A 26,120-nucleotide genomic window follows, 5' to 3' on the forward strand; every position below is an offset into this window, starting at 1 on the left:
CTTGCTGGGGGCTGCCGCGCCCGGGGGTCAGTCGCGGCGGTCGCCCCTGTTACCTAGGCGAAGGCGCCGCCGCCGCCCAGGGCCAGCAGGCGACGGGCGCCGCCGGCCGGGGGCGGTTCGACCCGACCCGGCGCTGCTCTGGCGTTCCTGGCGCACCGCATGAGGGCCGGGATGCCGAAGCGCCGCGGGCCAGCCGCCCATCTCCCGCGCGCCGCATGACGGGCGCCTGGCGCGCCGCCCTCGGCGCGACGCTGCTGATGCAGGTCGTCGCCTCCTTCATGGCGCGGAGCCTGCCGGTCGTGGCGCCGCTGCTGACCGCCAGCCTCGGCCTGGCGGCGGCGGCGATCGGCAACCTCTCGGCGCTGAACGCCCTCGGCACCGTGCTGTTCCTCGCCTTCGGCGGGCCGCTCCTGGCGCGGCTGGGGCCGGTCAGGATGCTGCAGGCGGGGGCGGCCATTTCGGCGGCCGGGCTGCTCGCGCTCTCGCTCGGCAGCGTGCCCGCGCTGATGCTGGCCGCGATCCTGCTCGGCATCGGCTATGGGCCGAGCCCGCCGGCGGGCAGCCGCATCCTGGCCGCGACGGCGCCGCCGGCGCACAGGACGCTGATCTTCTCGGTGAAGCAGGCGGGTGCGCCGATGGGCGGCATGCTGGCCGGCCTCGTGACCGCGCCGGGCGTGGCGGCCTTCGGCTGGGGCACGGCGCTGGCGCTCTGCGCGGCGACGGCGCTGGCCTCGGCCGCCGCCATCCGGGGCCTGCGCCCGCGCCTCGATGCCGAACGCGACCCGGCGCGGCCGATCGGCCCGCGCGCCGTGCTGGCGCCGGCGACGCTCGCCGCGCCGCTCCGGGCGCTGCGAATGGCGCCCGCGCTGCTGCCGCTGACGGCGATCGCGGTCTCCTTCGCCATGGTGCAGGGCTGCCTGTTTGCCTTCACCGTGACCTGGCTGGTCGAGACGCGCGGGCTCTCGCTGGTCGAGGCCGGGGGTGTCTTCGCCGCCATGCAGGGGGCGGGGGTGGTGGCGCGCATCGCCCTCGGCTGGCTCGCGGACCGCACCGGGCGGCCGAGCGTCAATCTGCTGGCGCAGGGTGCCGCGGCGGCCGCGGCGGTGCTCCTGCTGAGGACGCTGCCCGCCGCCCGCGCCCGGCGGAAGCCTCGATCCTCGCGGGTCTCGCGGGCTTCGTGGCAGCCAGCTGGAACAGCATCCACCTAGCGGAGGTCGCGCGCCTGGGGCCGCGCGAGCAGGTCTCGGACGGCGAACCTCGGGTTCCACGCTGCTGACCTTCCTCGGCGACGTGGCGGGGCCGGCGCTCTTTGCCCTGCTGGTCCGGGCGAGCGGCGGCTGGGACCTGCCGATGATGGCCGTGGCGGTGCAACTCGGCGTCGTGAGCCTGCTGGTGGCGCCGGCGCTGCTGCGCGCGGGGCGGTAGGGCGCCGCCGCGTCAGGCCCGCGCCATGCGGATCACGAGTTGCGCATGCAGCACGCGCTCGGGCAGGCTGTCGCGCGCGACGAGGTGCCGCGGCGTATCGGCCTTCGCGACATGGCCGAGCGGCACGACCAGATCCTCCCGCACGCCGAACACAGCATCGCTGTCGAGGCAGGGGTCGTCCTCGGGAAAGAGCTCCGTCACCAGGGGGCGATATCCGGCGGCCTCGGCGATCACGTGCAGGTGCGCCGGCCGCCCGGCCTTGCGGCCGAGGGCGCGCAGCATGTCCCCGGCCGGGCCGTCCTCCGGCACGCTGTAGGGCTGCGGGCGCGTCGTGCTGAAGGCGAAGCGGCCATCGGGCGCCGCGTGCAGCGTGCCGTGGTAGTTCTTCGCCGGCTGGCCGGCATCCTGCACCGCATAGAGCCCGTTGTCGGCATTCTGCCAGAGGTCGAGCGCGGCGCCGGCCACGCCCTCCCCGGTCGCGGCGTCGAGCACGCGGCCGGTCACGACCATCACCTCCCCCGGCTGGCCCTTCCAGAGGTCGCCGCCGTCGGGCAGGGCCGGCGCGCCGCGCTGGTGGAAGGGGCCGAGGTTCGAGCAGCTTGTGGCGCCCGGCGGCGTGTTCACCATGTCGACCAGCGCCGAGACACCGAGCAGGTCGCTGAACAGGATGAACTCGTTGCGCTCGGGCGTCGTGATCTCGCCCGCACGCACGAGTGCCGCGAGGCCGGCGAGCCATTCGGCATGGGTCAGGCGCGTCTCCTTCACGAAGGCATGGAGGTGCCTGGCCAGGCTGCAGAACACCTCCCGCGCGCGCGGGTCCGCCGCGTCCGCGGCATAGGCGGCGAAGGCGTCGGTGATGGTCTCGGGTGTCACGTCGCGCATGTGCGTTCCTTCAATCGGCCTGTGCGCCGGAGGCGCGGACGACGCCGGCCCATTTCTCGATCTCGGCGCGGATATAGGTGCCGAAGGCGCCGCGCGACCGCGCATCCGCGACGAAGCCGAGCCGATCGAGCATCTGGCGCACCTCCGCCGAGGCGAGCGCGCGGTTAACCTCGGCATTCATCCGGTCGGCGATCTCGGCGGGCGTGCCGGCGGGCGCCATCAGGCCGAACCAGGTCAGGGCCTCGAAGCCCGGATGGCCCTGCTCGGCGACCGTGGGCACGTCCGGCAGGGCCGGGTCGCGCGCCAGGCTGGTGACAGCGATGCCGCGCAGCCGGCCTTCCCGCACCAGCGCCAGCGCCGGCGGCAGGGAGGTGCTGCCGATCGGCACCTGGCCGCCGACCACGGCGATCACGGCCTGCGCGGGGCCGAAGGGCACGTGCTGCACCTCGACCCGCTCCAGGGTGCGGAACAGCAGTTCCATGCCGAGATGCGTCGTCGTGCCGTTGCCCGAGGACCCGTAGTCGAGTGGCCTCGTGCGCGCCGCCGCGATCAGCTCCGGCAGCGTGCGGACATCGAGCCGCGCCGGGTTCACGGTGATGATGTTGGGCGTGCTGGCCAGCAGCGCGACGGGCTCGAAATCCGCCGCCGCGTCGTATCCGGCGTTGCGATAGAGGCTCGGATTCACCGCGAAGGCGACCGAATGGGCCAGGAAGACCTGGCCGTCGGCCGGGCTGCGCTTGACCTGGACGGTCGCGATGTTGCCGCCGGCGCCGGGGCGGTTCTCGACCACCACCGGCTGGCCGAGCACGGGTGTCAGCGCATTGGACAGCGCGCGCGCCAGCACGTCGGTCGAGGAGCCGGGCGGGAAGGCGACTAGGATGCGCACCGGGCGCTCCGGCCAGGCGGCATGGGCGACACGCGGGGCCGCGAGCAGGCCGGCCGCGGCGGACAGCGCCGTGCGGCGCGTAAGCTTGGACATTTGTTTCCTCCCTACCATTCGCCGATGATCACGCCGTTCGCGCGCGCGCCATCGGTGCGCGCCTCCACATCCGCGTCGCTGACGGTGATACGGTTGCGCCGGTCGGCCAGGCGCGCGAACAGCATCGCGTGCAGTTCGGCACGCACCGCCGCGTGCCCGGCGCTCCGGCCGAGGTCGGTCAGCTCGTCCGGATCGGCGTCCAGGTCGAACAGCTGCGCACGATCGAAGGCCTTGAAGGCCACGTATTTCCAGCGCGCGGTGCGGATCATCCAGCAGCGCGCATCCTGCACGCCGAGGCAGAGCGTCTTGCGCGCGCGGTAGAAGGCGAAGTCGAGCTCGCTGAACACCGCGTCGCGCCAGGGCGGGTCGGCGCCGTGCAGCAGCGGCAGCAGCGACCGTCCTTCCAGGCGATGCGTCGGCAGCGCGACGCCGACGGCGTCGAGGAAGGTCGGCACCAGGTCGATCGCCTCGACGAGGCGATCGTCAACCGTCCCGCGCGTCGCATCCGCCGCGGCCGAGGGGTCCACCACGATCAGCGGGATGCGCAGGCTGCACTCGTGGAACAGCTCCTTCTCGCCCATCCAGTGGTCGCCGAGGTAGTCGCCATGGTCGGAGGTGAAGACGACCATCGTGTCGTCGAGCCGCCGGGCGGCCTCGAGCGCCGCCATCAGCCGGCCGACATGGTCGTCGATCTGTTTCACCAGGCCCATGTAGGCGGGCAGCACATGGGCGCGCACCTCGTCGCGGCCGAAGGCCTGCGCGGCATCCATCGCGAGGAAGGCGCCATAGACCGGATGCGGGTCCTCGCGCTCGGCTTCGTGCTTGACGACCGGCAGGAACTGCGTGGGGCCGTACATCGCGTGGTAGGGCGCGGGCGCGATGTAGGGCCAGTGCGGCTTGATGTAGGACAGGTGCAGCAGCCAGGGCCGGTCGCCGCTGTCGCGGATGAAGTCGATGGCGCGGTCGGTCATCCACGCCGTCTCGCTGTGCTCCTCCCGCACGCGGGCGGGCAGGTGGCAATGGCGGAGCGACCAGCCGGACAGCACCTCCCCATCCGGGCCCTCGGCGGAATTCGCCCAGGAATGCCAGGGGTTGTCGCTGTCATAGCCCTGCGCGCGCAGGAACTGGTTGTAGCGCAGGTCGGGGCCGGTGCGGCGGTCCGGGTGTTCGCCGTCGTCGCGCTCGAAGGGCTCGAAGCCGCCCTCGGCGATGGTGATGCCGGGCTCGGCCTCCCGCGCGAGGCCGACGCGCGCCATGCCCTCGGCGTCCGCGTGGATGTGGGTCTTGCCGGCGACGGCCACGCGCATGCCGGTGGGGCGCAGATAGTCGCCGAGCGTGTATTCGCCGATCGGCAGCGGCACGAAGTTCCAGGTCGCGCCGTGGCTGTGCACGGTGCGCCCGGTGTAGAAGGACATCCGCGACGGGCCACAGACAGGGGACTGCACGAAGGCGCGCCCGAAGCGCACGCCGCGCCGGGCCAGCGCGTCGATATGCGGCGTGTGCAGGTGCGGATGGCCGTAGCAGGACAGGTGGTCCCAGCGCAGCTGGTCCGCCATGATGAACAGGATGTTGCGCGGCCGGGCCATGGTCGTGCTCAGTCCGCGGTCGCGCCGACGAGGCGCACCACCTCGCCCCAGGTCGTCGCTTCCCGCCGCACGAAATCCTGCGCCGCGGCGCCGGCCAGGCCGGTCGTCGTCAACCCGGCGGCGGCCAGGCGGTCGCGCAGCGCCGGGATGGCGAGCACCTGGGTGCAGGCCGCCTCGATCCGCGCCGCGCCGGCGGCGTCGAAGCCACGCGGCGCGAACAGGCCGTTCCAGGCGCCGACATCGAAGCCCGGGAAGCCCTGCTCGGCCACCGTCGGCACCTCCGGCAGCGCCGGATCGCGCTGCGCCGAGCCGACCGCGAGCGCGCGCAACTGCCCGCCGCGGATCAGGCCCATCGCGGTCGGCAGCGCCACCACCGCCATCGGCACATGGCCCGAGACCACGGCGGTGACAGCCTGCGCCGGCGGGAAGGCCACATGCTGGACCTCCACGCCGGCGAGCCGCCGGAACAGCAGCTCGGCACCCAGCCGCGGCACCGTCCCCGCGCCCGAGGAGGCGTAGTCGAGCGGGCGCGCGCGGGCCATCTCGAGCAGGTCGCGCAGGCTGCGCGCCGGGCTGTCCGCGCGCACCACGAAGGCCGCGGGCGTGGTGGCGATGATGGCGATGGCGGCAAAATCCTCGACGCCATAGCCGGCGGCGCGGAACAGCGCCGGGTTCACCGCGAAGGCGGCGCCATGGACCAGCAGCGTATGGCCGTCCGTGGCCGCGCGCACCGCGGCGGTCGCGATGTTGCCGCTTGCGCCGCCGCGGTTCTCGATCACGACCGGCTGGGCGAGCAGCGGCGCGATCGCCTCGCCGAGCAGGCGGGCCGCGGCGTCCGTCGCGCTGCCGGGCGGGAAGGAGACGACGAGCCGCACCGGCCGCTCGGGCCAGGCCGCCAGGGCTGGCCGCGGGCGGACGGCAAGGGCGGCGGCGGCGGCGGCAAGCGCAGTACGGCGCCCGAGGGCATTGCGCGACATTCTTGCTTGTCTCCTCCCGTGCGGGCGCCGTTATCCCGCGAAGGCGGGGTCGTCCGCGATGGTGTTGCGCAGCACGCCGATGCCCTCGACCTCGACCTCGACCACCATGCCGGGGGCGAGGAAGAGCGGCGGCTTGCGCGCATAGCCGACACCCGAGGGCGTGCCCGTGGCGATCACGTCGCCGGGCTCGAGCGTCATGACTTCCGACAGGATCGCGATGCAGCGGGCAACGGGGAAGATCATGTCGCCGGTCGTGCTGTCCTGCACCGTCGCGCCGTCCACGCGCGCCGCGATGCGCAGCGGCGCGGCGCCGGGCGGCAGTTCGTCGGGCGTCACGAGCTCCGGCCCGAAGGCGCCGGTCGCGTCGAAGTTCTTGCCCATGGTCCATTGCGTGGACCTGCGCTGGTAGTCGCGCACCGACCCGTCGTTGAACAGGCTGTAGGCGCCGACGTGATCGAGCGCCTCGGCCTCCGTCACGCAGCGCGCAGCCTTCCCGATGACGATGGCGAGTTCCGCCTCGTAGTCGAGCTTCGTCGAGCAGCCCGGCCGCAGCATCGGCGCATCCGGCCCGACGAGGGAGGACTGCACGCGCAGGAACACCGCCGGGTAGTCCGGGATGGGGTTGCCGCCTTCCCTGGCGTGCAGGGCGTAGTTCAGGCCGATGCAGACGACCTTGCCCGGGCGCTCGACCGGCATCAGCAGGCGCAGCCCGGCGAGCGGCCGCCGCGCATCCGACGCCCTCGCCGCCGCCAGCACGCGTGCCCGCATCGCCGGCCCGCCGGCCAGGATCGCGACGGTGTCCTCCGGGCAGCCCTGGAGCGCCGCGACCGGCACCACAGCATCGCCCAGGCGGACGCCGGTGGCCGCGCGGCCACCATCGTCGAAACGCAGGAGGCGCATGGCCGATTATTCCTCTCGGTGAAACTGGCGTAAGCAGATTTTTATCGATAAAATTAAAACATGCAAGCGATCCTCGACGACGGCCTGACCCTGCAGGTCCACCGCCGCCTCCGCCACGACCTGCTGCAGGGCCGCATCGCGCCGGGCACGAAGCTCAAGGTGCAGGCGCTGGGCGCGGCCTATGGCGCGGGCGCGAGCCCGGTGCGGGAGGCGCTCTCCTCCCTCGCCTCGGAAGGCCTGGTGCAGCGCATCGACGGGCGCGGCTTCCGCGCCGCCCCCGCGACGGTCGAGGATTTCGACGAGCTCGTCCGCGCCCGCTGCTGGCTCGAGGAAGTCGTGCTGCGCGAGAGCATCGCTGCCGGCGGCCCGGCATGGGAGGACGCGCTGGTGGTCGCGCGCTGGCGGCTCGCGCGCATCCCGCGCTCGGGCAGCACAGGGGGCTTCGCGCCCAACCCGGACTGGGAAGCCGCCCACACCGCCTTCCATCGGGCGCTGCTGGCCGGCTGCCCTTCCTCCACGCTGCGCGACATGGCCGAGACCCTGCGCGAGCGTGCGGAGCGCTACCGCGCGCTGGCGAACCGCATCGCCTATCCCGGCCGCGACGTGGCCGCCGAGCACGAGGCGATTGCCGAGGCGGCGCTGGCACGCGACGCGCCGCGCGCGGTCGCGCTGCTGCAGGCGCATTACCGCACGACGGCGGGCTTCCTGCGGGATGCGCTGGCGGGCTGAAGGCGGTTCAGGCCGCGAGCTTCTCCATGATCGCGGCCACGTCCGGCACATGCTCCGCCGGGCCCATGGCGGCCAGCGTCGGCCGCGCGCGGAACATCGCCGCCGCCGCCTGCTGCACCTGCTCGACCGTCACCGCCGCGATCTTCGCCTTGGTCTCCTCGACCGGGATGACGCGGCCGAAGACCTGGAGTTGCCGCGCGAGCTGCTCGCAGCGGCTGCCGGTCGATTCCAGCGACATCAGCAGGGAGGCGCGCAGCTGCGCCTTGGCGCGCGCCAGTTCATCCTCCGTCACGTCGCGGCTGACGGCGCGCAGCGCCTCGATCGTCACGGGCATCAGTTCCTTGGCCTCCTGCTCCCCGGTGCCCGCGTAGATCTGGAACAGGCCGCCGTCGCGAAAGGGGGAGGCGAAGGAATAGATGGAATAGACCAGCCCGCGCTTCTCCCGGATCTCCTGGAACAGGCGGGACGACATGCCGCCGCCGAGCAGCGTGGAGAGCAGCTGCGTCGGGTAGTGCATCGCGTCGCCGTGCTTCACGGACGGGAAGCCGAGAACGATGTGCACCTGGTCGAGGTCGCGCGTCTCGCGGAACTCGCCCCCGGTGTAGCGGGACGGCTCCGGCGTCGCGGCGGCGGTCGCCGGCAGGTCGGCGAAGTGCGTGCGCACGAGGTCGAGCAGCGCGTCGTGCTCGACGGCGCCGGCGGCGGCAACGACCATCGCCCCGGGCCCGTAATGCGTGCGCAGGTAGCCGGTCAGCGCGTCGCGGGTCATGGCCTTGATCGTTTCCTCGGTGCCAAGCACAGGGCGGCCCATGGCCTGCGCGGGGAAGGCCGTCTCCTGGAAATGGTCGAAGACGATGTCGTCCGGCGTGTCGTTCGCCTGGCCGATCTCCTGCAGGATCACGCCGCGCTCGCGCTCCAGCTCCTCCGGCACGAAGGTGCTGTGCGTCAGGATGTCGCCGATGATGTCGACGGCGAGGCCCGTGTCCTCCTTCAGCACCTTGGCGTAGAAGGCCGTCTGTTCGCGCGCGGTATAGGCGTTGAGGTGGCCGCCCACGTTCTCGATCTCGCGCGCGATGGCCGCGGCGTCGCGCCGCGCCGTGCCCTTGAACGCCATGTGTTCCAGGAAGTGGGAGACGCCGTTGACCTCAGGCGCCTCGTGCCGCGTGCCGGCGCCGACATAGGCGCCGACCGAGACGGTCTCGACGCGCGGCATGGTCTCGGAGACGACCGTCAGGCCGTTGGGCAGGCGGGTGACGCGGACGGCATCGGACATGGGCGGTGGGGGCTTCCTTCAGGCGGCGTTGCGGCGGGCATGGGCGCGGACAGCGGCCTCGACGGCGGCGAGGTCGTTCGGCAGGACGCCGAAGCGCTCCTTCCGGTCATATAGGTCGGCGAGGCGCGAAGGCAGGGGGGGACGGACGCCGGTCGCGCGTTCCACCGCATCGGGGAACTTCGCCGGATGCGCCGTTGCGGCGACGACGACCGGGATGCCGGGGTCCGCCGGCGCCAGCGCGCGGGCGGCCGCCGTGCCGACCGCCGTGTGCGGGTCGGCCAGGTATTGCTGCCCCTGCCAGAGGCGCCGGATCTCGGCCAGCGTGCCGTCATCGTCCAGGGTGAAGCCCTGGAACAGCGCGGTGGCGTCCCGCCAGGCAGCGTCGGGGACGGGCATGCGGCCCTCGGTGCGGAAGCGCGTCATGGCGCCGGCCGTGGCATCCGCGTCGCGGTCCATCAGCTCGAACAGCAGGCGCTCGAAATTGCTGCTGACCTGGATGTCCATGGACGGGGAGAGCGAGGGCTCGACCGGCCGCGCGCTCATGTCGTTGGAGGCGAGGAACCGCGCCAGGATGTCGTTGCGGTTCGAGCCCACGATCAGGTGGCTGATGGGCAGCCCCATCCGCCGCGCCGCCCAGGCCGCCAGCACATTGCCGAAATTGCCGGTCGGCACGCTGAAGGCCACTTCACGGTCCGGCGCGCCCAGCGCCAGCGCGGCCGCGGCGTAATAGGGGATCTGCGCCGCGATGCGCGCCCAGTTGATGGAATTCACAGCGGACAGCCGCATCTCGGTGCGGAAGGGCACGTCGTTGAACATCGCCTTCACCAGGTCCTGGCAGGCGTCGAAATCCCCCTGCACCGCGACATTGGCGACATTGGGGGCCAGCACCGTCGTCATCTGCCGGCGCTGCACCTCGCTGGTGCGGCCCTCGGGATGGAGGATGACAATGTCCACGGCGCTGCGGTCGCGGCAGGCCTCGATCGCCGCCGAGCCGGTATCGCCGGAGGTGGCGCCGACGATCGTCACGCGCTCCCCGCGCTTGTCGAGCACATGGTCGAACATGCGGCCCAGCAGCTGCAGCGCCATGTCCTTGAACGCGAGCGTCGGGCCGTGGAACAGCTCGAGCGCGAAGCTCCGGTGGTCGAGCTGCACCAGCGGCACCACGGCGGGGTGGCCGAAGCCGGCATAGGCGTCACGGCACATCGCCTCGAGCGGCATCCCGCCGGCGCCGAACAGCGCCAGGATGCGGGCGGCGATCTCCGGGTAGGGCAGGCCACGCATCGCGCGCCATTCGGCGGGGCTCAGCTCCGGCCAGGATTCGGGCACGAACAGGCCGCCATCCTCGGCGAGGCCCGCGAGCAGGACGGCCTCGAAATCACGGGGGGCGGCCTGGCCGCGGGTGGAGACGTAGCGCATGGGGGACGCATAGCGCGGCAGGAAAGGCGGGGGGAGAAGGGAACTTCTCCCCCCGGACCCCCCGCAACCTTTTTTGGCACCTGGCGCCTCCCTTCCCGGGGCGGCGCCAGGTGCCGAAGAAGGGAGGGCTTGGGGTCCCGGATCAGGGGAGGTTCCCCTCCCCCGACCTACGCTTCGAGATACCGCCGGGTCAGGTGCTCGGTGAAATCGGCGGGATCCAACGGCTTGCCAGTCGCCGCGCGCAGCAGGTCCTGGAAGCCGAGCAGCGAGCCCTTCCCGTGCACGTTCCGCCGCAGCCAGCCGAGCAGCGGCGCCATGTCGCCTTCCGCCAGCGCATCGTCGAGCCCGGGCTCGGCCATGCGCGCCGCCTTCATCAGCTGCGCCGCCGCCATGGCGCCGAGGGTGTAGGAGGGAAAGTAGCCGAAGGCCCCGTCGTGCCAGTGGATGTCCTGCAGGCAGCCGCGCGCGTCGTCGGGCGGCACGATGCCGAGCGACTTCCTGAGCCCCTCGTTCCAGGCGCCCGGCAGGTCGGCCACCTCAAGCGCGCCGCCGATCAGCGCGCGTTCCAGCCGGAAGCGCAGGATGACGTGGGCGGGGTAGGTGATCTCGTCGGCGTCCACGCGGATGAAGCCGCGCGCCACGCGCCGCCAGTTCGCGGCCAGGTTGGCCGGCGCATAGGGCGCGGGGGCGCCGCCGAAGGCCGCGTGCAACTCACGCCCGAGGAACAGAAGGAACGGGTCAGACCGGCAGGCCTGCATCTCGACGATGAGCGACTGGGATTCGTGCGCCGCCATGCCGGCCGCATCCCCCACCGGCTGGCGCGCGAAGGCTTCCGGCAGGCCACGTTCGTAGAGCGCGTGCCCCGTCTCGTGCAGCACGCCGAGCAGCGCCTTCGAGACGTCGTCCTCGTCGTAGAACGTCGTCAGCCGCACGTCGGCCGGCGTGCCGCCGCAGAAGGGATGCAACGATTCGTCGAGCCGCGCGTGGTCGTAGTCGAGCCCGATGCGCTCCGAGAGGCTGCGGCAGAGCATGCGCTGCACCTCGACCGGGAAGGGGCCGGGCAGCGGAATCGGCGGCGGCTTCGCGGCCTGGATCGCCTCGGCGCGCGGCAGGGCATCAGCCAGGAAGGCCTCGTAGGCGGCGAAGACCGGTTCCACGTCGGCCGCGGTCACGCCGCGCTGGTAGCCGTCCATCAGCGCGTCGTAGGGGTCCATGGACAGCGCGGCGCCGAGCGCCCGCGCCGTCTCGCGCTGCAGGCGCACCACCTCCTCCAGCGCCGGGCGGACCAGGGCGAAGTCGGCACGCGCCTTGGCCTCCCGCCAGATCTTCTCGCAGGCCGAATTGGCGCGCGCGGTCGCCTCGACCAGGTCGGTCGGCAGGGCGATGGCGCGGGCATGGGCGCGGTCCATCAGGGCGAGGTTCGCCTCCTCCCAAGCGCCATCTGACTGCGCGATCTCGAGATCCTCCTCGACCACCGGCGCCGTCAGCAGTTCGTGCGCGAGCCCAGCCAGCGCGGCCAGCTGCTCGCCACGTGAATGGCCCCCGCCCGGCGGCATCATCGCAGCCGCGTCCCAGTGCAGCATGGAGGCGGCCTCCCCCAGCGCGGCGATGCGCGCGAAGCGGGCCTTCAGGCGCTCATAGGCGAGGTTGTGCATCCGGTGTTCCATCCTTCAGCCGCCGCCGCGCCCAGACGAGGAAGACGCCGACCAGCGCAAGCGCGGTGCCGTACCAGGTGATGACATAGCCGAGATGGTTGTTCGTCGGGCGCGGCAGGGTGCGCGCGGGCGCCGGCAGCCCCGGCCCCTCGCCCAGCGCCACCAGCCCATAGGGCGCGACCGCGGGCAGGCCGAGCGCCACGCCGATCGCCGCCGGGTCGAAGGTGTGGAAGTGCCGGCCGGGGATGTCGTCGCGCGCGGCGGCGAGGCCCGCCGTCTCCGCCGGCCGCACCCAGCCGGTCACGCGCTGTTCGCCCTCGGGCCGCGCCAGGGGCCGGTCGCGCTGCAGCGGCACCCAGCCGCGGTCCACCAGCACCGGGGGCGCGTCGTCGCGCAGCAGCGGCGTCAGCAGGCGCGCGCCGAGCACGGTGCCACGCAGCTCGAGGCCGAGCAGCGCCTCCCGCCCATGGTCGAACCGGCCCGTCGCCTCGACCTTGGCCAGCGGCTGCGGCGGGTCGATGAGCGGCACGGGCGGCGCCGCCTCGGCCGCGGCGATGCGGGCAATGAGGTCGGTCTTCCAGGCCAGCCGCGCGACCTGCCACGTGCCGAGGCCGAGCAGCAGCGCGAGCACCGGCAGCATCACGAGGGTCGGCACCAGCAGCCGGCGAAACCCGGCATGGGAAGGGGCGGTCGGGGACATGTCCGGTCGCTATATGGGGTCGCGCAGCGGGCCGGAAGTCGGCTTCGTGCCCCGGCTCAGCCCCGGTCCTGCCGGTGGCGCCACTGCAGGAGGACGAGCGCGGCCTTCGCCACGCGCATGGTCAGGACCGAGAGCGGCAGCACCACCGCCGGCCACAGCACCGCGTGGACCCAGAGCGGCGGCTCGAAGCGCACATCCACCCAGATCGCCATGCCGACCGCGAAGGCGCCGATTAGGAAAATCGCGGCGACCGCTGGTCCGTCCCCGGCGTCATGGGCCCGGAGGTCGAGGCCGCAGGATTCGCAGGCGTCCCGTACATCCAGCAGCCCGCGGAACAGCCGCCCCTTGCCACAGCGCGGGCAGCGCCCGAGCAGCGCGGCGGCGATCGGCGAGGCGCCTTCGGTCATCGGGACCCCCCATCCAAAAGCCCACCGAGGGCAGCGACAACGGCACCGCCCCAGGAAACGCAATCGGCCGGTCCCCGCGGGGACCGGCCGGGAGCGCAAGGCGCGACCGCGCCCAGTTCTTCAGCTGGCACCGGCGTACCGGTGCGCTGCGCGAAGGCAAGCGGCCCGGACGGGTCGCGCCCGCCGCCTGAGGGCCAAAAGAATCAGTGCCGCGCGATTTCGCCGGCGCCGAACCAGTAGATGCAGATGAAGAGGAACAGCCACACCACGTCGACGAAGTGCCAGTACCAGGCCGCCGCCTCGAAGCCGAAATGCTTCTCGGGCGTGAAGTGGCCCTTGATGGCGCGGAACAGGCAGACCGCGAGGAAGGTGGTGCCGACGATCACGTGGAAGCCGTGGAAGCCGGTGGCCAGGAAGAAGACCGAGGGGTAGATGCCGCCGCCCGAGAAGGAGAACGGCGCGATCGTGTATTCCTTGACCTGCAGCGCCGTGAACAGCACGCCGAGCGCGACGGTCAGCGCCAGCGCCTGGACCAGCGCGCGGCGGTCGTTCTGCAGCAGCGCCGCATGCGCCCAGGTGACCGTGCAGCCCGACAGCAGCAGGATCATGGTGTTGAGGAAGGGCAGGCCCCAGGGGTCGAAGGTTTGGATGCCGGCGGGCGGCCAGATGGCCTGCGCCGCGCCCGAGACATGCTCCGGATACAGCGCGAAGTGGAACCAGGCCCAGAAGAAGGCAACGAAGAACATCACCTCGGACGCGATGAACAGCGTCATGCCGTAGCGCAGGCCGAGTCGCACCACCGGCGAATGAAGGCCGGGCGTGTGGCTCTCCTTCACCACGTCGCGCCACCACATGAACATGGTGCCCAGCGTCGCGGCCAGGCCGACGAAGAACACCCACTTCACGCCCATATGCGCCCAGAGGATGATGCCGAGCACGAGCGCGCCGCCGCCGAAGGCGCCCGTCAGCGGCCAGGGCGACGGATCCACAAGATGGTAGGGGTGCTTGTAGGGAGATGCGCCGTTGCCGTGCGCCGCCTCGCCGGAATGGGTGCTGGCCATGGGTATTCCTGAATTCAGGGTCGCGCGCGCACGGCTTTCGCCGCGGGCCCGCATCGCGGCGCATCAATCCCGAAAACCCCCGTCGGATCAAGCCCGGGGGCGGCACGAAGGCGCGGTTTTGTGGCCGGTCGTCGCGGCGCGGCGGGCGCGATGGGGTCGTCAGTTCGTCCGTGCGGCCGGACGGCCGACATGCGGCCCGGCATTGGCGAGGGCGCCGGCGCGCTGCGCATCCTCCATGGTGCGGAAGAAGGTGTAGTGCAGCGTGATCGTGGTGACGTCGCGCGTGTTCGGGTCCTCGGCGATGCGCGGATCGACCCAGAAGGACACGGGCATGTCGACGCGCTGGCCGGGGGTCAGCGTCTGCTCGTCGAAGCAGAAGCAGGCGACCTTGTGGAAGTAGCGGCCGACCTTCTCCGGCGTCACGTTGTAGAGCGAGACCCCCGTGACCGGCGTCTCGGCCCGGTTCGCGGCGGAATAGAAGGCGAGTCCCTCCTCCCCCAGCCGCACGGTCATGGCGGTCTGTTCCGGCTGGAAGCGCCAGGGGAGGCCCGGATGGGTGGTGGCTGCGAAGCGGACCGTGATGGTGCGGTCGGTCGCGCCGGGGGCGGCCAGGCCCCGCTGCGTCGTGCCGTTGTAGCCCGTGACGCGGCAGAACAGGTCGTAGAGCGGCACGGCGGCGAAGGAGACGCCGACCATGCCGGCGACGGTCCCGAAGGCGAAGATCGCGGTGCGGCGGTTGCGGCGGGAAAGGGCTACGCGATCCATGCGCATTGAATGGCGCTTCGCGGGCCGCTTCGCAAGACGTCGCGCGGCGTGGCGCGTCTCAGCCGCGCAGCACGCGCGCCATGCCGACGAAGTAGAACAGCGCCGAGAGGCCCACGAGCACCAGCAGGATGGCGATGTTGCGCGCCCGCCGCCGCTTCTCGAACACCGCGCGGTCCTCGGGCGTCATGCGCCGAAGGCCAGCCGGTCGGCGGCCAGCGCCGCGAACAGAACGAACAGATAGGTCAGGGAGAAGCGGAAGCACGCCTTGGCCGGCGCGTCCTTCGTCAGGCTGCGCCCGGCCTCGTCCTGCGCATCGCGCAGCACGGCCAGCGCGTGGCGAAGGAACATCGCGCCCAGCACCATCGCCACCGCCGCGTAGGCGAGGCTCGAGAAGCCCACCGCCCAGGGGGCGAGGCCGACCGGCACCAGTAGCACCGTGTAGATCATGACCTGCCGGCGCGTCTCCCGCGCCCCGGCGGTCACCGGCAGCATGGGCACGCCGGCGCGCGCGTAGTCGTCATGCGCCCAGAGCGACAGCGCCCAGAAATGCGGCGGGGTCCAGAAGAAGATGATGGCGAACATCAGGATCGGCACGAGCGTGATGTCGCCGGTCACCGCGGCCCAGCCGATCACGGGCGGGAAGGCGCCCGCCGCGCCGCCGATGACGATGTTCTGCGGCGTGCGGCGCTTGAGCCACATGGTGTAGACGAAGACGTAGAAGCCGATCGAGCCCGCGAGCACCGCGGCGGCGGCGACGTTGGTCGCCATCCACATCAGCACCACAGAGCCCACCGAGAGCCAGAGGCCGAAGGCGAGCGCCGCCGCCGGCGCGATCCGGCCATCCGGGATCGGCCGCTTCGCGGTGCGGCGCATCACCGCGTCGATGTCGCGGTCGTACCACATGTTGATGGCGCCCGCGGCGCCCGCGGCCACCGCGATGCAAAGGATGGCGGTCGCGGCCAGCACGGGGTTCATGAGCAGCGCGCCCGGCGCGACCAGCAGGCCAACCAACCCCGAGAAGACCACGAGCGACATGACGCGCGGCTTCAGCAGCGCGATCCAGTCGCGCACCTCGGACATGTCGTGGGCAACAGGAAGGGGGGCGGCGCCCCCCTGTCCCGGTTCCATGGCGGTGTCGCTCATGGGTCCTCCGTCAGGCCGCGTCCGTTACCGGATGCGGGGCAGTTCGTCGAAGGTATGGAAGGGCGGCGGCGAGGAGACCTGCCATTCCAGCGTGGTCGCGCCCGCGCCCCACGGGTTGGCCGCGGCCTTCTCGCCCGAGCGGAAGGTCAGCCACACCACGTAGATGAACAGCAGGAGCGAGGCCGCCGAGATGTAGGACCCCACCGAGGCGATGAAGTTCCACGCCGTCAGCGCCTCGGGGTAGTCCGGGTAGCGGCGCGGCATGCCCTGGTTGCCCGAGAAGTGCATCGGGAAGAAGGTCAGGTTCACGCCGATGAAGGTCATCCAGAAATGGACCTTCCCCCAGAATTCCGGGTACTGCCGGCCGCTCATCTTGCCGATCCAGTAGTAGAAGCCGGCATAGATGCTGAACACGGCGCCGAGGCTGAGCACGTAGTGAAAGTGCGCCACCACGTAGTAGGTGTTGTGCAGGATCTGCGTGATCGGCGCATTCGCCAGCACGACGCCCGTCACGCCGCCCACCGTGAACAGGAAGATGAAGCCGATCGCGAACAGCATCGGCGTCTTGAGCTCGATCGAGCCGCCCCACATGGTCGCGATCCAGGAGAAGATCTTGATGCCCGTCGGCACCGCGATGACCAGCGTCGCGGCCATGAAGTAGGCGCGCGTGTCCACGTCCATGCCGGACTGGAACATGTGGTGCGCCCACACGATGAAGCCCACGAAGCCGATCGCGACCATGGCGTAGGCCATGCCGAGGTAGCCGAACACCGGCTTGCGGCTGAAGGTGCTGATCACGTGGCTGATGATACCGAAGCCCGGCAGGATCATGATGTAGACTTCGGGGTGGCCGAAGAACCAGAACAGGTGCTGGAACAGCACCGGGTCGCCGCCGCCTTCGGGCCGGAAGAAGGCCGTGCCGAAGTTGCGGTCGGTGATCAGCATGGTGATCGCGCCCGCCAGCACCGGCACCGCCAGCAGCAACAGGAAAGCGGTAACGAGCATCGACCAGACGAACAGCGGCATCTTGTGCAGGGTCATGCCCGGCGCGCGCATGTTCAGGATGGTCGTGATGAAATTGGCCGCGCCCATGATGGACGACGCGCCCGCCAGGTGCAGCGAGAACAGCGCCAGGTCCATCGCCATCGACGGATGGTAGGTGCTGTCCGACAGCGGCGGGTAGATGGTCCAGCCCGCGCCCGGCCCCTCGCCCACGAACAGGGACGCGCCCAGCAGCAGGAAGGCCGGCACCAGCAGCCAGAAGCTGATGTTGTTCATGCGCGGGAAGGCCATGTCCGGCGCCCCGATCATGAGCGGCACGAACCAGTTGCCGAAGCCGCCGATCAGCGCCGGCATGACCACGAAGAACACCATGATCAGCCCGTGGGCCGACACGAAGGCGTTCCACACCTGGCCGTCGGGAAAGAACTGCATCCCGGGGGACTGCAGTTCCATGCGCATCAGCACGGACAGGCCGACGCCGATCAGCCCCGCGAACAGCGCGAAGATGATGTAGAGCGTCCCGATATCCTTGTGGTTCGTCGAGAACAGCCAGCGGTTCACGAAACCGGGCTTGTGGTCGTGGTGGTCGTGATGCGCGTCGGTTGCGGTCGCCATCGTCTGTCCTCTCGGTCGCGCCTTAGCGGCGCGCCTCCGCGATCTGAACGGTGTCTGCCTGGGCGGGCGCGGCGGCGAGCGCGGGCGTGCCCGGCTCGTCCGCGCGGGCGAAGCGCGTGCGCGCCTCGGCCACCCACTTGTCGAAATCCTCGCGGCTCACGGCGCGTACCGCGATCGGCATGAACCAGTGGTTGGTCCCGCAGATCTGGTTGCACTGGCCGTAGAAGACGCCCTCGCGGTCCGCGCGCATCCAGGTCTCGAGGCTGCGGCCAGGGATCGTGTACTTCTGCACGCCGAGCGCCGGCACGAAGAAGGAATGGATGACGTCGCGCCCCGTGGTCAGCACGCGGATATTGGCCCCCACCGGGATGACCAGCTCATTGTCGACCGCAAGCCGGAACAGGTGGCGCTGTCCGGCCGGCAGCTGGTCCTCCTGCAGCGGATAGCTGTCGAAGGTGAAGTTGCCGTGGTCGGGATAGGTGTAGTTCCAGTACCACTGCCGGCCCTGGACGCTGATGGTCAGGTCGGCGTTCGGCGTGCGGTCCTGATAGTAGATCAGCCGGAAGGACGGGATCGCGATCACGATCAGGATCAGCACCGGCACGACCGTCCACGCCACTTCCAGCAGCGTGTTGTGGCTGGTGGTCGACGGCGTCGGGTTCACCTCGGCGCGGAAGCGCCACACGCAATAGGCCAGCAGCACGAAGACGAAGATCGTGATGGCGACGATGATCCAGAACACCAGCGAATTGAAGCTGCTGATGGCGTCCTTGATCGATCCGCCCGATTCCTGCAGGCCCATGCCCCAGGAGGTCGGCGCGCCGACCATGCCCTGCGCCGCCGCAGGCCCCGCCATCGCCAGCAGCAGGGCCGCGGCGATTCCGCCCAACGCAGCCCAGATGCGCTTTCCGTCGCTCAACCGCATCACCATTCCCCGGGCGCGGTTTGCCGCGCCGACTTGCCAAAAACCCCGCGTCCCTCGCCGCGCCCGGCAGGGCCCGCCTGCGCCGCCACCCGGGCGGGCGGGACGCGCGCGGACCATAGTCGCGCCACCCTGCACCGCACAAGTGAGCATCCCCGAATGAAACTCGGAGCCCGTGTCTAGCGTGTCACCTTTGCACGAACGCGCCGGCGTCAACCTTCCGCCTCGGCCTGGTCTTCCTCGCTCACGTGGTCGACCATGTCGGTCAGCATCGATCGGATATGCTCGTCGCCCACCACGTAGAAGACCTGCCGCCCGCGCCTGTCCGCCTGCAGCAGCCGCGCCGCGCGCAGCAGCCGCAGGTGATGCGAGACCAGCGAGGCCGAGATGCCGAGCCGCTCCGCCATCTCGCCGACCGCCGCCGGGGCGTCGAGGCAGGCCAGGATGATCTTGAGCCGCGTCGGGTCGCTCATCAGGCGGAAGGTCTCCGCCAGTTCCACCACCAGATCGTCGCCGACCCTCATGCGGGCGCGCATGCCCTTTCCCTCCGCCGATCCGCGACCCTCGCCCGCGGCGCGACCCGCGGCAAGTGACCCCTTGACGCGGCGCGTGGCGGAGACAAGGTGCCATCCTATATCTAACATATTGAAATACAAGGAATTGCTGAAGAGATGAACACGTATTCATCCGTTCGCCGCCGCTCGGTCCTCGCCGCCGCGGCGCTGGCTGTTCCGCTGCCCGCCCTGGGCCAGGCGCGGCGCCCCCCGCTTGCGCTCTGCACCGTCGGCATGGTGGGCGACATGGTGCGCGCCCTCGGCGGCACTGCCATCCGCACCGAGACCCTCATCGGCGAGGGCGTCGACCCGCACCTGTTCCGCCCGACGCGCAACGACATCTCCCGCATCCTGGCCGCCGACATGGTCTTCGCGAACGGCCACCGCCTCGAAGGCCGCATGGGGGACGTGCTGGAACGCGCCCGCGCCAACGGCAAGCCGGTGATGATGGTGGCCGAGACGCTGCCCCGGGAACGCCTGCGCGCCCATGCCGACTATCCCGACGTCGCGGATCCGCATGTCTGGATGGACCCGACCCTCTGGGCCGAGGCCGCGGGGCCGGTCGCCGCCATGATGGAGCGCACCGTCCCCGGCGCCGCGACGACAGCCCGCCTCGCCGAGTTCCGCGCCCGCCTCGACAGGCTCGACGCCTACGGCCGCCAGGTCCTGGGCAGCGTCCCCGAGCGCCAGCGCGTGCTGGTCACGGCCCATGACGCCTTCTCCTATTTCGGCATGCGCTACGGGCTCGAGGTGGACAGCATCCAGGGCCTGTCCACCGAGGCCGAGGCCAACCTCGCGCGCATCGAGGCGCTGGTCGCCCGCCTCGTGGACCGCCGCATCCCCGCCGTCTTCGCCGAGAGCTCCGTGCCCGACCGCGCCGTGCGCGCGCTGATCGAGGGCGCCGGCGCGCGCGGCCAGCGCGTGGCCATGGGCGGCACGCTCTTCGCCGATTCGATGGGGCGGCCCGGCACCTACGAGGGTACATACGAAGGGATGCTCGACCACAACTTCACGACCATCGCCCGCGCGCTCGGCGGTACCGCGCCGGCACGCGGCCTGCACGGGCGGCTGGCCGCGTGAGCGGCACCGCCGCACCCTTCGAGGTTCGCGGCCTGACCGTGGCCTATGCGGAGCGCCCGGTGCTCTGGGATGTCACCTGGGCGGCGCCACCGGGCCTTACCGCCATCGTCGGGCCGAACGGCGCGGGCAAGTCCACCCTCATCCGCGCCGCGCTCGGGCTGATCCCGACGCTCTCGGGCAGCGCGCATTTCTTCGGGCGGCCGCTCGCTGAGGTGCGCAACCGCGTCGGCTACCTGCCGCAGCGCGCCAGCGTGGACTGGGACTTCCCGGCGACCGCGCTCGACGTCGTCTGCATGGCGCGCTACCCGCGCATGTCCTGGTGGGGCCGCGTGCCGCGGCGCGAACGCGACGCCGCCCGCGCGGCGCTCGCCGAGGTCGGCCTCGCGGACTTCGCCGAGCGCCAGATCGGCCGCCTGTCTGGCGGGCAGCAGCAGCGCGTCTTCCTCGCCCGCGCGCTGGCGCAGGACGCCGACCTTTACCTGATGGACGAACCCTTCGCCGCGGTGGACGCCGCGACGGAACAGGCGATCGTCGCCGTGCTGCGCCGCCTGACGGAAACGGGGCGGAGCGTCGTCGCGGTGCACCACGACCTGTCCACCGTGCCGGATTACTTCGCGCAGGTGTTGCTGCTGAACGGGCGCGCCATCGCGGCCGGGACAGTGCAGGACGCCTTCACGCCGGAGACGATCGCCGCGACCTATGGCGGGCGGCTCAACCTGCTGGAACACGCGTCGGTCACGGCGGGGGCGCGGGGATGACCGGCATCGGACGAACGGGGGGGAAAAGGGAACTTCTCCCCCCCGGACCCCCCCTCAACCTTCTTTCGGACCGGGTGCCTGACCTTGCCGTGGCGGCGCCGGATGCCAAGGAAGGGAGGGGGTTCGGGGACGATTCCCCTCCCCCGACCGTCCCATGACGCTCGGCTACAACACGATCGTCGTCCTGGCGGGCTGCGCCCTGCTCGGCCTGGCCGCCGGCACGGTCGGCTCCTTCGCGCTGCTGCGCGGGCGCGCGCTGGTGGCGGATGCCGTCGGCCATGCGGCGCTGCCGGGCGTGGTGCTGGCGGCGCTGCTGGTCGCGACCCTCGGCCACGACCCGCGCGCGCTGCCGCCGCTGCTGGCGGGCGCCGCCGTCGCGGGGCTGCTCGGCGTGCTGGCGGTGCAGGCGCTGGCCCGCACCCGCCGCATCCGGGAAGACGCGGCCATCGCCATCGTGCTGTCCTCCTTCTACGCGCTCGGCGTCGCGCTGCTGTCCTACGTGCAGACGCTGCCCGAGGCCGCCCAGGCGGGGCTCAACAAGTTCATCCTGGGCCAGGCGGCGGCAATGCGGGCGGAGGACGCCTTCTGGGCCGGCGCCGTGGCGTTGCTCGCGCTGCTGCTCTGCCTGCTGCTGTTCCAGCGTCTGCGCGCCGCCTGCTTCGACCCCGACTTCGCCCGCGTCGCGGGGCTGGACACGCAGCGGACGGACCTCGCGCTGCTGGCGCTGATCGTCACCGTCACCGTCGCCGGGCTGCAGGCGGTCGGGCTGGTGCTGATCGTGGCGCTGCTCGTGCTGCCGGCGGCGACCGCGCGGCTGCTGACCTTCCGCCTGCCACGGCTGCTGCTGTTCTCGGCGCTGATCGGCGCCTTCGCGGGGGCCGCGGGGGCCGCGGCCTCGGCCGTCGAGCCCGACCTGCCGACCGGCGCAGCCGTGGTGTTGGCCGGCGCCGCCTGCTTCACGCTGGCGCTGCTGTTCTCGCCGGACCGCGGCATGGTGCCGGAGGCGGTCCGCCGCGCCGGCCGGCGGCTCGACGCCGCGCAGGAGCATTTCCTGCGCGCCGCCTGGGAAGCCCAGGAAGCGGCCGGGGCCGGGCCGGGCACGGCCGGCGACCGCTGGACGCCGATCGCCGCGCTCGCCGCCGCGCGCGGCTGGGGGGAAGGCCGCGCCTGGTGGATCGCGCGATGGCTCGCCGTCCGGGACCTGGTCGCGCTGTCCGAACGCCAGGTCCACCTGACGCCACGCGGCGCCGCCGCCGCGCGCCGCGCCGTGCGCGCCCATCGCGCGGTGGAACACCACCTGCTGGCGCTTGGCGCGGCGGATACCGCCGGCGCCGACCGCCTGGCCGACATGGTGGAACACGGCCTGACCCCCGAGGCGGCATCGCGCCTGCTGCCCGAGCCCTCGGCGCTGCCCGCCTCGCCCCACGCCCTCGGAGGCAAGCCATGACGGCGGCCGACATCCTCCGCCTCGACCTGCCGGCGCTGACGGCCGCCGTGCTCGCCTGCGCCACCTGCGGGCTGCTCGGCTCCTTCCTCGTGCTGCGGCGGGAAAGCCTGCTGGGCGACGCGCTGTCGCACGCCGTCCTGCCCGGCATCATCGGGGGCTTCGCGCTGACCGGCGCGCGCGCAGGGCTGCCGATGCTGGCCGGCGCGCTGGTCGCCGCGCTGGCGGCGACGGCGCTGATCACACTGGTGCGCCGCGCGGCGCGCATCGAATCGGGCGCGGCCACGGGCGCGGTCTTCACGACCTTCTTCGCGCTCGGCCTCGTGCTGATGGAGGTGACGGGCGCGCGCAGCGTCGATCTCGACCTCGACTGCGTTCTGTTCGGGCAGCTCGAGACGATCGTCTGGCTGGAGGCGACCGGCTGGTCCTCGCTGCTCGACCCCGCGGCGCTCGCGACGCTGCCCCGGCAGCTGCACCTGCTGGCCGGCGTCGCGCTGGTGGTCGTGCTGACGGTCGCGCTGCTCTGGCGCCCGCTGCATCTGCTCTGCTTCGACCCGGATTATGCGGCGGCGATCGGCCTGCCGGCACGGCGGCTCGAACTGGTGCTGAACCTGCTGATCGCGGCGGCCGCCGTCGCGGCCTTCGAGGCGGTCGGCAGCATCCTGGTCGTCGCCATGCTGGTCTGCCCCGCCGCGGTGCTGCGGCTGCTGACCGACGACTACCGGCGCCAGGTGCTGGGCGGTGCGCTGCTCGGCGGCGCGCTCGGCGCCGTGGGCTACGCGCTGGCGGGGCCGGTGCCGGCCATGCTCGGCAGCGGGGTGGCGCTGAACGCGGCGGGCGTGATCGGCACGCTGGGCGGGGTGCTGGTGGCGGCGGCGGCGCTGCTCCGGCCGCGCGGGCCGCGGGTGGCGGCGGGCTGACGCACGCGGAGACGTTTCCTGCAATGTCGGGAAAGGGAACTTTCCCCGCACCCGCTCGCTTCACCGTCTTCAGGCCCCGGCATCCGCGGATCGTCGGCGCATGTCAGTGAAGGATGAGGGGCGTCCAGGGGCATGGTTCCGCGTCCGCCGGACCGCCGTCACGGCAGCCTCGCCGGATGCGACGGCGACATCCGGGAAGCGGGTCGAGGACCGGCAAGCGGGTCGACCCGCGCACAGGCCGACCAGCGCACGCCTCCCGGGACGGAAGGAAGCCGGACGGCGCCGACGGCAACACCCTCCCGCCCTGATGAGCCCGGAAGGGCGCGTGGAGCGCCGCGGCCGGTCAGGCGCGCAGCAGCCCCCCCTTCGGCGCTGCCGCCGCGCTGTCCGGGAAGGCCTGCGCCACCGCCTCCGGCGCCAGCCGCAGATGGTCGCGCAGCAGCGCCTTGGCGATGCTGCGCAGATCCGTGGTCGGCCGCAGGTCGCGGTCCTCGAACAGCGCGTCCCGGGTCAGGCCCGGGAAGTCGCCGGCCACCCGGCCGCCAGCCACCGCGCCGCCCAGCAGGAAGGCGACGGTGCCGGTGCCGTGGTCCGTCCCGAGATTGCCGTTCACCCGCGCCGTGCGGCCGAATTCCGTGACCACCAGCACCGCCGTCTGCGACCATTGCGCGCCCAGCGCCTGCCGCAGCCGCATCAGCCCGGCATCGAGCGCGCGCAGCGGCGCGACGATGCGGAGGTTCTGCACCGCATGGGTGTCCCAGCCGCCGATCTCGAGCGCCGCGACGCGCGGCCCGTCGCGTTCGGCCAGCAGCCGGCCGGCGGCGGCGGCCAGCCGCGCGAAGCCGTCCTGGCTCGCGGCGTCGCCCGTGGCGCCAAGCACGCCGTCCGCGACGCCGCGCGAACGCATCGCCTCCCGGAACGCCTGCCCGAGGGGACTGGCCGGGTCCTGCAGCGCGGCGATGCGGTGCACGAGGTCGGGCGAGGGGCGATCCAGGTCCGGCGGGGCGTAGGAGCCGACCGGCGTCGGGCCGCGCAGCAGCAGCGGCACGCCGGTGCCGACCGCGAGGCCGGGCCGCGCCTGGCCGGTGCCCGGCATGGCCTGCAGCGCGCGGTTCAGCCAGCCGCTGGTCAGCCGTTCCTCGGCGCCGGCTTCCAGCAGGTCCTGGCCGTCGAAATGCGAGCGGCCGCGATAGGGCCCGGCCACCGCGTGTACGATCAGCGCCTGGTCCTCGCGGTAGAGACCGTGCAGTCCGGCCAGCGCCGGATGCAGGCCGAAGCGGCCACCGAGGTCGAGCAGCCCGCCCTCTTGGCCCGGCTCCGGCAGGGTGAGCGCGCGGCGCAGCGAGGCCAGGGCCGGGTCGGCATAGGGCTGCACCACATGCAGCCCGTCCAGCGCGCCGCGCAGCAACACCACGACGAGGCGCCGCTCGCCCAGGGCCTGGGCGAAGGCGGCGCGGTTGCGGCCGATGGCGAGGCTGGCGCCCAGCCCGAGCAGCAGGCCGCGCCGCGTCGGGGCGAAGGAGGCGTGGGGGGCGGTTCCGATCGGCGCACTCATCGGTGCTGGAACTCCGTGCTGGTCAGAAGCAGGGTCAGGGCGTCGCGCACCGACCCGGCGCCGCGCAGGGCGCCGACCGTCTCGGCGCGCGCGAGGGGGCCGAGCGCGGCCTGCGTGACCTCGGCGAGGTCCACGCGGCCGAGCGTGCCGGCGAAGGTGTAGGCCCAGTCCACGCGGCGCATCAGCGCTTCCGGCCCCATCCATTCATCGGCCTGGTCCGGCCAGCCATTGGGCTGCGGCGCGCTCCAGAGCGGCTGGCCGAGCGCGGTGAGCCCGCCGAGCAGCAGTTCCGGCCGATCGAGTGCCACCGCCCGTCCGGCGGCAAGCACGAGGTCCATCGGCGTGCGGAACTTGCCGAGCGGCGGGTCCCAGGCCTCGGGCAGCCGGATCAGCGCGCGGGTCACGGCGCCGAGGTCGCCGTCGGTCCGGCGCAGCGTCTCCTGCAGCACGCGGACCGCGGAGGCCGGGGGATCGTCGGCGACGAAATGCCGCGCGAGCTTTACCGCGAGGTGGCGATAGGTGGCCGGGTGCGTGCCGAGCATGCGCAACGCCACCTCCTGGGTGTCCGGGCCTTCCGCGAAGCGGCGGCCGAGCAGCGTCTTGTCGCCTGGTTCGTGGCTCATGGGCCGCCAGGTGAAGCTGTAGGGCGCCTCCGTCGCGGCCACCGACCAGCCGGTCAGGATCTTCGCGAGCTCCTGCACGTCGGCCTGGCCGTAGCCGCCGGCCGGCGAGAGGCTGTGCAGTTCCAGCACCTCCCGCGCGAGGTTCTCGTTCAGGCCGGCGCGGGCGCGGCGGCCGCTGCGGGCGACCTGGCTGTTCGGGCCCACCGAGACGTGGTTGTCGAGGTAGATCAGCATCGCCGGGTGGCGCGTGACGGCCACCAGCATGTCGGCGAAGGTGCCGGTCAGATGCGGGCGGATCGCCTCGTGCTCCAACGTGGCGGGCAACGCGCCGATCGGGCCGTTGCGGCGGCTGACGGTGAAGTGGTTCATCCAGAAGTCGGCCAGCCGGTCGCGGAAGGGCGTCTCGGAGGCGAGGCGCTGCCGGGCCCAGCGGACCAGCTCCGCGCGCGCCAGGATGCCGAGCGGCGTGCGGCCCGCGGCTTCGGGTTCGGCCTGGTCCGTGGCGCGGGCGGCGCCGCCCTGAATCGCGGCGGCGCCGGCGCGGTCGCGCGCTTGGCGCTGGGCGATGGTCTCGGCGCGGGCCTGCACCGCCTGGGCGCTGGTCGCGCCGCCCGGCGGATCGGTGGCCGCGAGTTGCCGGTCGAGCCAGGCCAGCGGATCGGCGGGCGGCGATCCGCCGAGACGCAGGCCGTGGCCGAAGCGGATGGCTGCGATGTGGCGGCGATCACTCATGTGTGAAGTGTAGCGAC

26 protein-coding genes are annotated in these 26,120 nt (G+C 72.5%); 7 read left to right on the top strand and 19 right to left on the bottom strand.

Annotation, left to right across the window (positions count from 1 at the left end):
* Positions 1-215 precede the first annotated feature (215 nt).
* Both E8M80_RS11065 and E8M80_RS26845 read left to right on the top strand, forming a co-directional pair.
* The gene (locus E8M80_RS11065) at positions 216-1,208 is read left to right on the top strand and encodes an MFS transporter (RefSeq protein ID WP_137125756.1); all 993 of its coding nucleotides are present in this window, start codon (positions 216-218) and stop codon (positions 1,206-1,208) included.
* Between the two features lie 82 nt (positions 1,209-1,290).
* Positions 1,291-1,425: a hypothetical protein gene (locus E8M80_RS26845; RefSeq protein ID WP_255467520.1), complete on the top strand. Its 135-nt coding sequence runs from the start codon at positions 1,291-1,293 to the stop codon at positions 1,423-1,425.
* 12 nt (positions 1,426-1,437) lie between these two features.
* On the opposite strand, the gene E8M80_RS11070 is transcribed toward E8M80_RS26845, so the two are convergent.
* Genes E8M80_RS11070 through E8M80_RS11090 form a run of 5 tightly spaced genes read right to left on the bottom strand, consistent with a single transcriptional unit; the run spans position 1,438 to position 6,749 of the window.
* Positions 1,438-2,307 carry a dioxygenase gene (locus E8M80_RS11070; protein WP_170979339.1) on the bottom strand — a complete coding sequence of 290 codons (870 nt, stop codon included), beginning with the start codon at positions 2,305-2,307 and terminating at the stop codon, positions 1,438-1,440.
* 10 nt (positions 2,308-2,317) lie between these two features.
* The gene (locus tag E8M80_RS11075) at positions 2,318-3,286 is read right to left on the bottom strand and encodes a tripartite tricarboxylate transporter substrate binding protein (RefSeq protein WP_170979340.1); all 969 of its coding nucleotides are present in this window, start codon (positions 3,284-3,286) and stop codon (positions 2,318-2,320) included.
* 11 nt (positions 3,287-3,297) lie between these two features.
* Positions 3,298-4,872 (bottom strand): sulfatase-like hydrolase/transferase, encoded by a 1,575-nt coding sequence (locus E8M80_RS11080; protein ID WP_137125759.1) that lies wholly within the window; start codon positions 4,870-4,872, stop codon positions 3,298-3,300.
* An 8-nt stretch (positions 4,873-4,880) separates the two neighbouring features.
* Positions 4,881-5,849, bottom strand: coding sequence for a tripartite tricarboxylate transporter substrate binding protein (locus E8M80_RS11085; protein ID WP_137125760.1), 969 nt, complete (start codon positions 5,847-5,849; stop codon positions 4,881-4,883).
* A gap of 30 nt (positions 5,850-5,879) precedes the next feature.
* Positions 5,880-6,749 carry a fumarylacetoacetate hydrolase family protein gene (locus E8M80_RS11090; protein ID WP_137125761.1) on the bottom strand — a complete coding sequence of 290 codons (870 nt, stop codon included), beginning with the start codon at positions 6,747-6,749 and terminating at the stop codon, positions 5,880-5,882.
* Between the two features lie 60 nt (positions 6,750-6,809).
* Here E8M80_RS11090 and E8M80_RS11095 point away from each other — a divergent pair, with 60 nt between their 5' ends.
* Positions 6,810-7,478: a GntR family transcriptional regulator gene (locus E8M80_RS11095; protein ID WP_137125762.1), complete on the top strand. Its 669-nt coding sequence runs from the start codon at positions 6,810-6,812 to the stop codon at positions 7,476-7,478.
* 7 nt (positions 7,479-7,485) lie between these two features.
* On the opposite strand, the gene E8M80_RS11100 is transcribed toward E8M80_RS11095, so the two are convergent.
* The 12 genes from E8M80_RS11100 to E8M80_RS11150 form a co-directional block, all read right to left on the bottom strand.
* The gene (locus E8M80_RS11100) at positions 7,486-8,751 is read right to left on the bottom strand and encodes a pitrilysin family protein (protein WP_137125763.1); all 1,266 of its coding nucleotides are present in this window, start codon (positions 8,749-8,751) and stop codon (positions 7,486-7,488) included.
* An 18-nt stretch (positions 8,752-8,769) separates the two neighbouring features.
* The gene (gene thrC / locus E8M80_RS11105; RefSeq protein ID WP_137125764.1) at positions 8,770-10,167 is read right to left on the bottom strand and encodes a threonine synthase; all 1,398 of its coding nucleotides are present in this window, start codon (positions 10,165-10,167) and stop codon (positions 8,770-8,772) included.
* 167 nt (positions 10,168-10,334) lie between these two features.
* Positions 10,335-11,822 (bottom strand): carboxypeptidase M32, encoded by a 1,488-nt coding sequence (locus E8M80_RS11110; RefSeq protein WP_137125765.1) that lies wholly within the window; start codon positions 11,820-11,822, stop codon positions 10,335-10,337.
* A complete protein-coding gene (locus tag E8M80_RS11115; protein WP_137125766.1) occupies positions 11,803-12,522 on the bottom strand; it encodes an SURF1 family protein in 720 nt (239 codons plus the stop codon). Before E8M80_RS11115 ends, E8M80_RS11110 begins: the two co-directional genes overlap by 20 nt.
* Positions 12,523-12,578: 56 nt before the next feature.
* Complete coding sequence (locus E8M80_RS11120) at positions 12,579-12,929, bottom strand: DUF983 domain-containing protein (RefSeq protein WP_137125767.1); 351 nt, start codon at positions 12,927-12,929, stop codon at positions 12,579-12,581.
* A 203-nt stretch (positions 12,930-13,132) separates the two neighbouring features.
* Positions 13,133-13,990: a cytochrome c oxidase subunit 3 gene (locus tag E8M80_RS11125; RefSeq protein WP_137125768.1), complete on the bottom strand. Its 858-nt coding sequence runs from the start codon at positions 13,988-13,990 to the stop codon at positions 13,133-13,135.
* A 159-nt stretch (positions 13,991-14,149) separates the two neighbouring features.
* A complete protein-coding gene (locus E8M80_RS11130; protein ID WP_240789990.1) occupies positions 14,150-14,755 on the bottom strand; it encodes a cytochrome c oxidase assembly protein in 606 nt (201 codons plus the stop codon).
* Between the two features lie 58 nt (positions 14,756-14,813).
* Positions 14,814-14,942, bottom strand: a complete 129-nt coding sequence (locus E8M80_RS26850; RefSeq protein WP_255467521.1) for a hypothetical protein — start codon at positions 14,940-14,942, stop codon at positions 14,814-14,816.
* Positions 14,939-15,898 carry a heme o synthase gene (locus E8M80_RS11135; RefSeq protein ID WP_137125770.1) on the bottom strand — a complete coding sequence of 320 codons (960 nt, stop codon included), beginning with the start codon at positions 15,896-15,898 and terminating at the stop codon, positions 14,939-14,941. The genes E8M80_RS26850 and E8M80_RS11135 overlap by 4 nt, the downstream gene beginning before the upstream one ends.
* 24 nt (positions 15,899-15,922) lie before the next feature.
* Entirely contained in the window at positions 15,923-17,515 is a 1,593-nt protein-coding gene (gene ctaD / locus E8M80_RS11140) for a cytochrome c oxidase subunit I (protein ID WP_137125771.1), read from the bottom strand.
* Between the two features lie 22 nt (positions 17,516-17,537).
* Positions 17,538-18,440: a cytochrome c oxidase subunit II gene (coxB, locus tag E8M80_RS11145; RefSeq protein WP_137125772.1), complete on the bottom strand. Its 903-nt coding sequence runs from the start codon at positions 18,438-18,440 to the stop codon at positions 17,538-17,540.
* Between the two features lie 209 nt (positions 18,441-18,649).
* Complete coding sequence (locus E8M80_RS11150) at positions 18,650-18,973, bottom strand: metalloregulator ArsR/SmtB family transcription factor (RefSeq protein WP_137125773.1); 324 nt, start codon at positions 18,971-18,973, stop codon at positions 18,650-18,652.
* A gap of 135 nt (positions 18,974-19,108) precedes the next feature.
* Between E8M80_RS11150 and E8M80_RS11155 the strand changes: the two genes are divergently transcribed.
* The 4 genes from E8M80_RS11155 (at position 19,109) to E8M80_RS11170 (ending at position 23,193) form a co-directional block, all read left to right on the top strand.
* Positions 19,109-20,071 (top strand): metal ABC transporter solute-binding protein, Zn/Mn family, encoded by a 963-nt coding sequence (locus tag E8M80_RS11155; RefSeq protein WP_137125774.1) that lies wholly within the window; start codon positions 19,109-19,111, stop codon positions 20,069-20,071.
* Positions 20,068-20,829, top strand: a complete 762-nt coding sequence (locus tag E8M80_RS11160) for a metal ABC transporter ATP-binding protein (protein WP_137125775.1) — start codon at positions 20,068-20,070, stop codon at positions 20,827-20,829. The genes E8M80_RS11155 and E8M80_RS11160 overlap by 4 nt, the downstream gene beginning before the upstream one ends.
* A gap of 154 nt (positions 20,830-20,983) precedes the next feature.
* The gene (locus tag E8M80_RS11165; RefSeq protein ID WP_170979341.1) at positions 20,984-22,276 is read left to right on the top strand and encodes a metal ABC transporter permease; all 1,293 of its coding nucleotides are present in this window, start codon (positions 20,984-20,986) and stop codon (positions 22,274-22,276) included.
* Positions 22,273-23,193, top strand: coding sequence for a metal ABC transporter permease (locus tag E8M80_RS11170; RefSeq protein WP_137125776.1), 921 nt, complete (start codon positions 22,273-22,275; stop codon positions 23,191-23,193). The genes E8M80_RS11165 and E8M80_RS11170 overlap by 4 nt, the downstream gene beginning before the upstream one ends.
* A 343-nt stretch (positions 23,194-23,536) precedes the next feature.
* Here the strand turns inward: E8M80_RS11170 and E8M80_RS11175 are convergent, their stop codons facing one another.
* Together E8M80_RS11175 and E8M80_RS11180 are read right to left on the bottom strand one after the other, a co-directional pair.
* Positions 23,537-24,748, bottom strand: coding sequence for a DUF1501 domain-containing protein (locus E8M80_RS11175; RefSeq protein ID WP_137125777.1), 1,212 nt, complete (start codon positions 24,746-24,748; stop codon positions 23,537-23,539).
* Complete coding sequence (locus E8M80_RS11180; protein ID WP_137125778.1) at positions 24,745-26,103, bottom strand: DUF1800 family protein; 1,359 nt, start codon at positions 26,101-26,103, stop codon at positions 24,745-24,747. Before E8M80_RS11180 ends, E8M80_RS11175 begins: the two co-directional genes overlap by 4 nt.
* Positions 26,104-26,120: the final 17 nt, after the last annotated feature.

Origin of the sequence: Roseomonas sp. HF4 (genome assembly GCF_005222755.1) — a bacterium.
In the GTDB taxonomy this organism is placed as follows: domain Bacteria; phylum Pseudomonadota; class Alphaproteobacteria; order Acetobacterales; family Acetobacteraceae; genus Neoroseomonas.

Coding starts and splice junctions, on each gene's coding strand:
- E8M80_RS11180 (WP_137125778.1), bottom strand. CDS start 26,103: ATGAGTGATCGCCGCCACATCGCAGCCATCCGCTTCGGCCACGGCCTG.
- E8M80_RS11155 (WP_137125774.1), top strand. CDS start 19,109: ATGAACACGTATTCATCCGTTCGCCGCCGCTCGGTCCTCGCCGCCGCG.
- E8M80_RS11175 (WP_137125777.1), bottom strand. CDS start 24,748: ATGAGTGCGCCGATCGGAACCGCCCCCCACGCCTCCTTCGCCCCGACG.
- E8M80_RS11115 (WP_137125766.1), bottom strand. CDS start 12,522: ATGTCCCCGACCGCCCCTTCCCATGCCGGGTTTCGCCGGCTGCTGGTG.
- E8M80_RS11070 (WP_170979339.1), bottom strand. CDS start 2,307: ATGCGCGACGTGACACCCGAGACCATCACCGACGCCTTCGCCGCCTAT.
- E8M80_RS11065 (WP_137125756.1), top strand. CDS start 216: ATGACGGGCGCCTGGCGCGCCGCCCTCGGCGCGACGCTGCTGATGCAG.
- E8M80_RS11085 (WP_137125760.1), bottom strand. CDS start 5,849: ATGTCGCGCAATGCCCTCGGGCGCCGTACTGCGCTTGCCGCCGCCGCC.
- E8M80_RS11170 (WP_137125776.1), top strand. CDS start 22,273: ATGACGGCGGCCGACATCCTCCGCCTCGACCTGCCGGCGCTGACGGCC.
- E8M80_RS11080 (WP_137125759.1), bottom strand. CDS start 4,872: ATGGCCCGGCCGCGCAACATCCTGTTCATCATGGCGGACCAGCTGCGC.
- E8M80_RS11165 (WP_170979341.1), top strand. CDS start 20,984: ATGACGCTCGGCTACAACACGATCGTCGTCCTGGCGGGCTGCGCCCTG.
- E8M80_RS11090 (WP_137125761.1), bottom strand. CDS start 6,749: ATGCGCCTCCTGCGTTTCGACGATGGTGGCCGCGCGGCCACCGGCGTC.
- E8M80_RS11100 (WP_137125763.1), bottom strand. CDS start 8,751: ATGTCCGATGCCGTCCGCGTCACCCGCCTGCCCAACGGCCTGACGGTC.
- E8M80_RS11130 (WP_240789990.1), bottom strand. CDS start 14,755: ATGGATCGCGTAGCCCTTTCCCGCCGCAACCGCCGCACCGCGATCTTC.
- E8M80_RS26850 (WP_255467521.1), bottom strand. CDS start 14,942: ATGACGCCCGAGGACCGCGCGGTGTTCGAGAAGCGGCGGCGGGCGCGC.
- E8M80_RS11095 (WP_137125762.1), top strand. CDS start 6,810: ATGCAAGCGATCCTCGACGACGGCCTGACCCTGCAGGTCCACCGCCGC.
- thrC (WP_137125764.1), bottom strand. CDS start 10,167: ATGCGCTACGTCTCCACCCGCGGCCAGGCCGCCCCCCGTGATTTCGAG.
- E8M80_RS11125 (WP_137125768.1), bottom strand. CDS start 13,990: ATGGCCAGCACCCATTCCGGCGAGGCGGCGCACGGCAACGGCGCATCT.
- E8M80_RS11135 (WP_137125770.1), bottom strand. CDS start 15,898: ATGAGCGACACCGCCATGGAACCGGGACAGGGGGGCGCCGCCCCCCTT.
- ctaD (WP_137125771.1), bottom strand. CDS start 17,515: ATGGCGACCGCAACCGACGCGCATCACGACCACCACGACCACAAGCCC.
- E8M80_RS11150 (WP_137125773.1), bottom strand. CDS start 18,973: ATGCGCGCCCGCATGAGGGTCGGCGACGATCTGGTGGTGGAACTGGCG.
- E8M80_RS11110 (WP_137125765.1), bottom strand. CDS start 11,822: ATGCACAACCTCGCCTATGAGCGCCTGAAGGCCCGCTTCGCGCGCATC.
- E8M80_RS11075 (WP_170979340.1), bottom strand. CDS start 3,286: ATGTCCAAGCTTACGCGCCGCACGGCGCTGTCCGCCGCGGCCGGCCTG.
- E8M80_RS11120 (WP_137125767.1), bottom strand. CDS start 12,929: ATGACCGAAGGCGCCTCGCCGATCGCCGCCGCGCTGCTCGGGCGCTGC.
- coxB (WP_137125772.1), bottom strand. CDS start 18,440: ATGCGGTTGAGCGACGGAAAGCGCATCTGGGCTGCGTTGGGCGGAATC.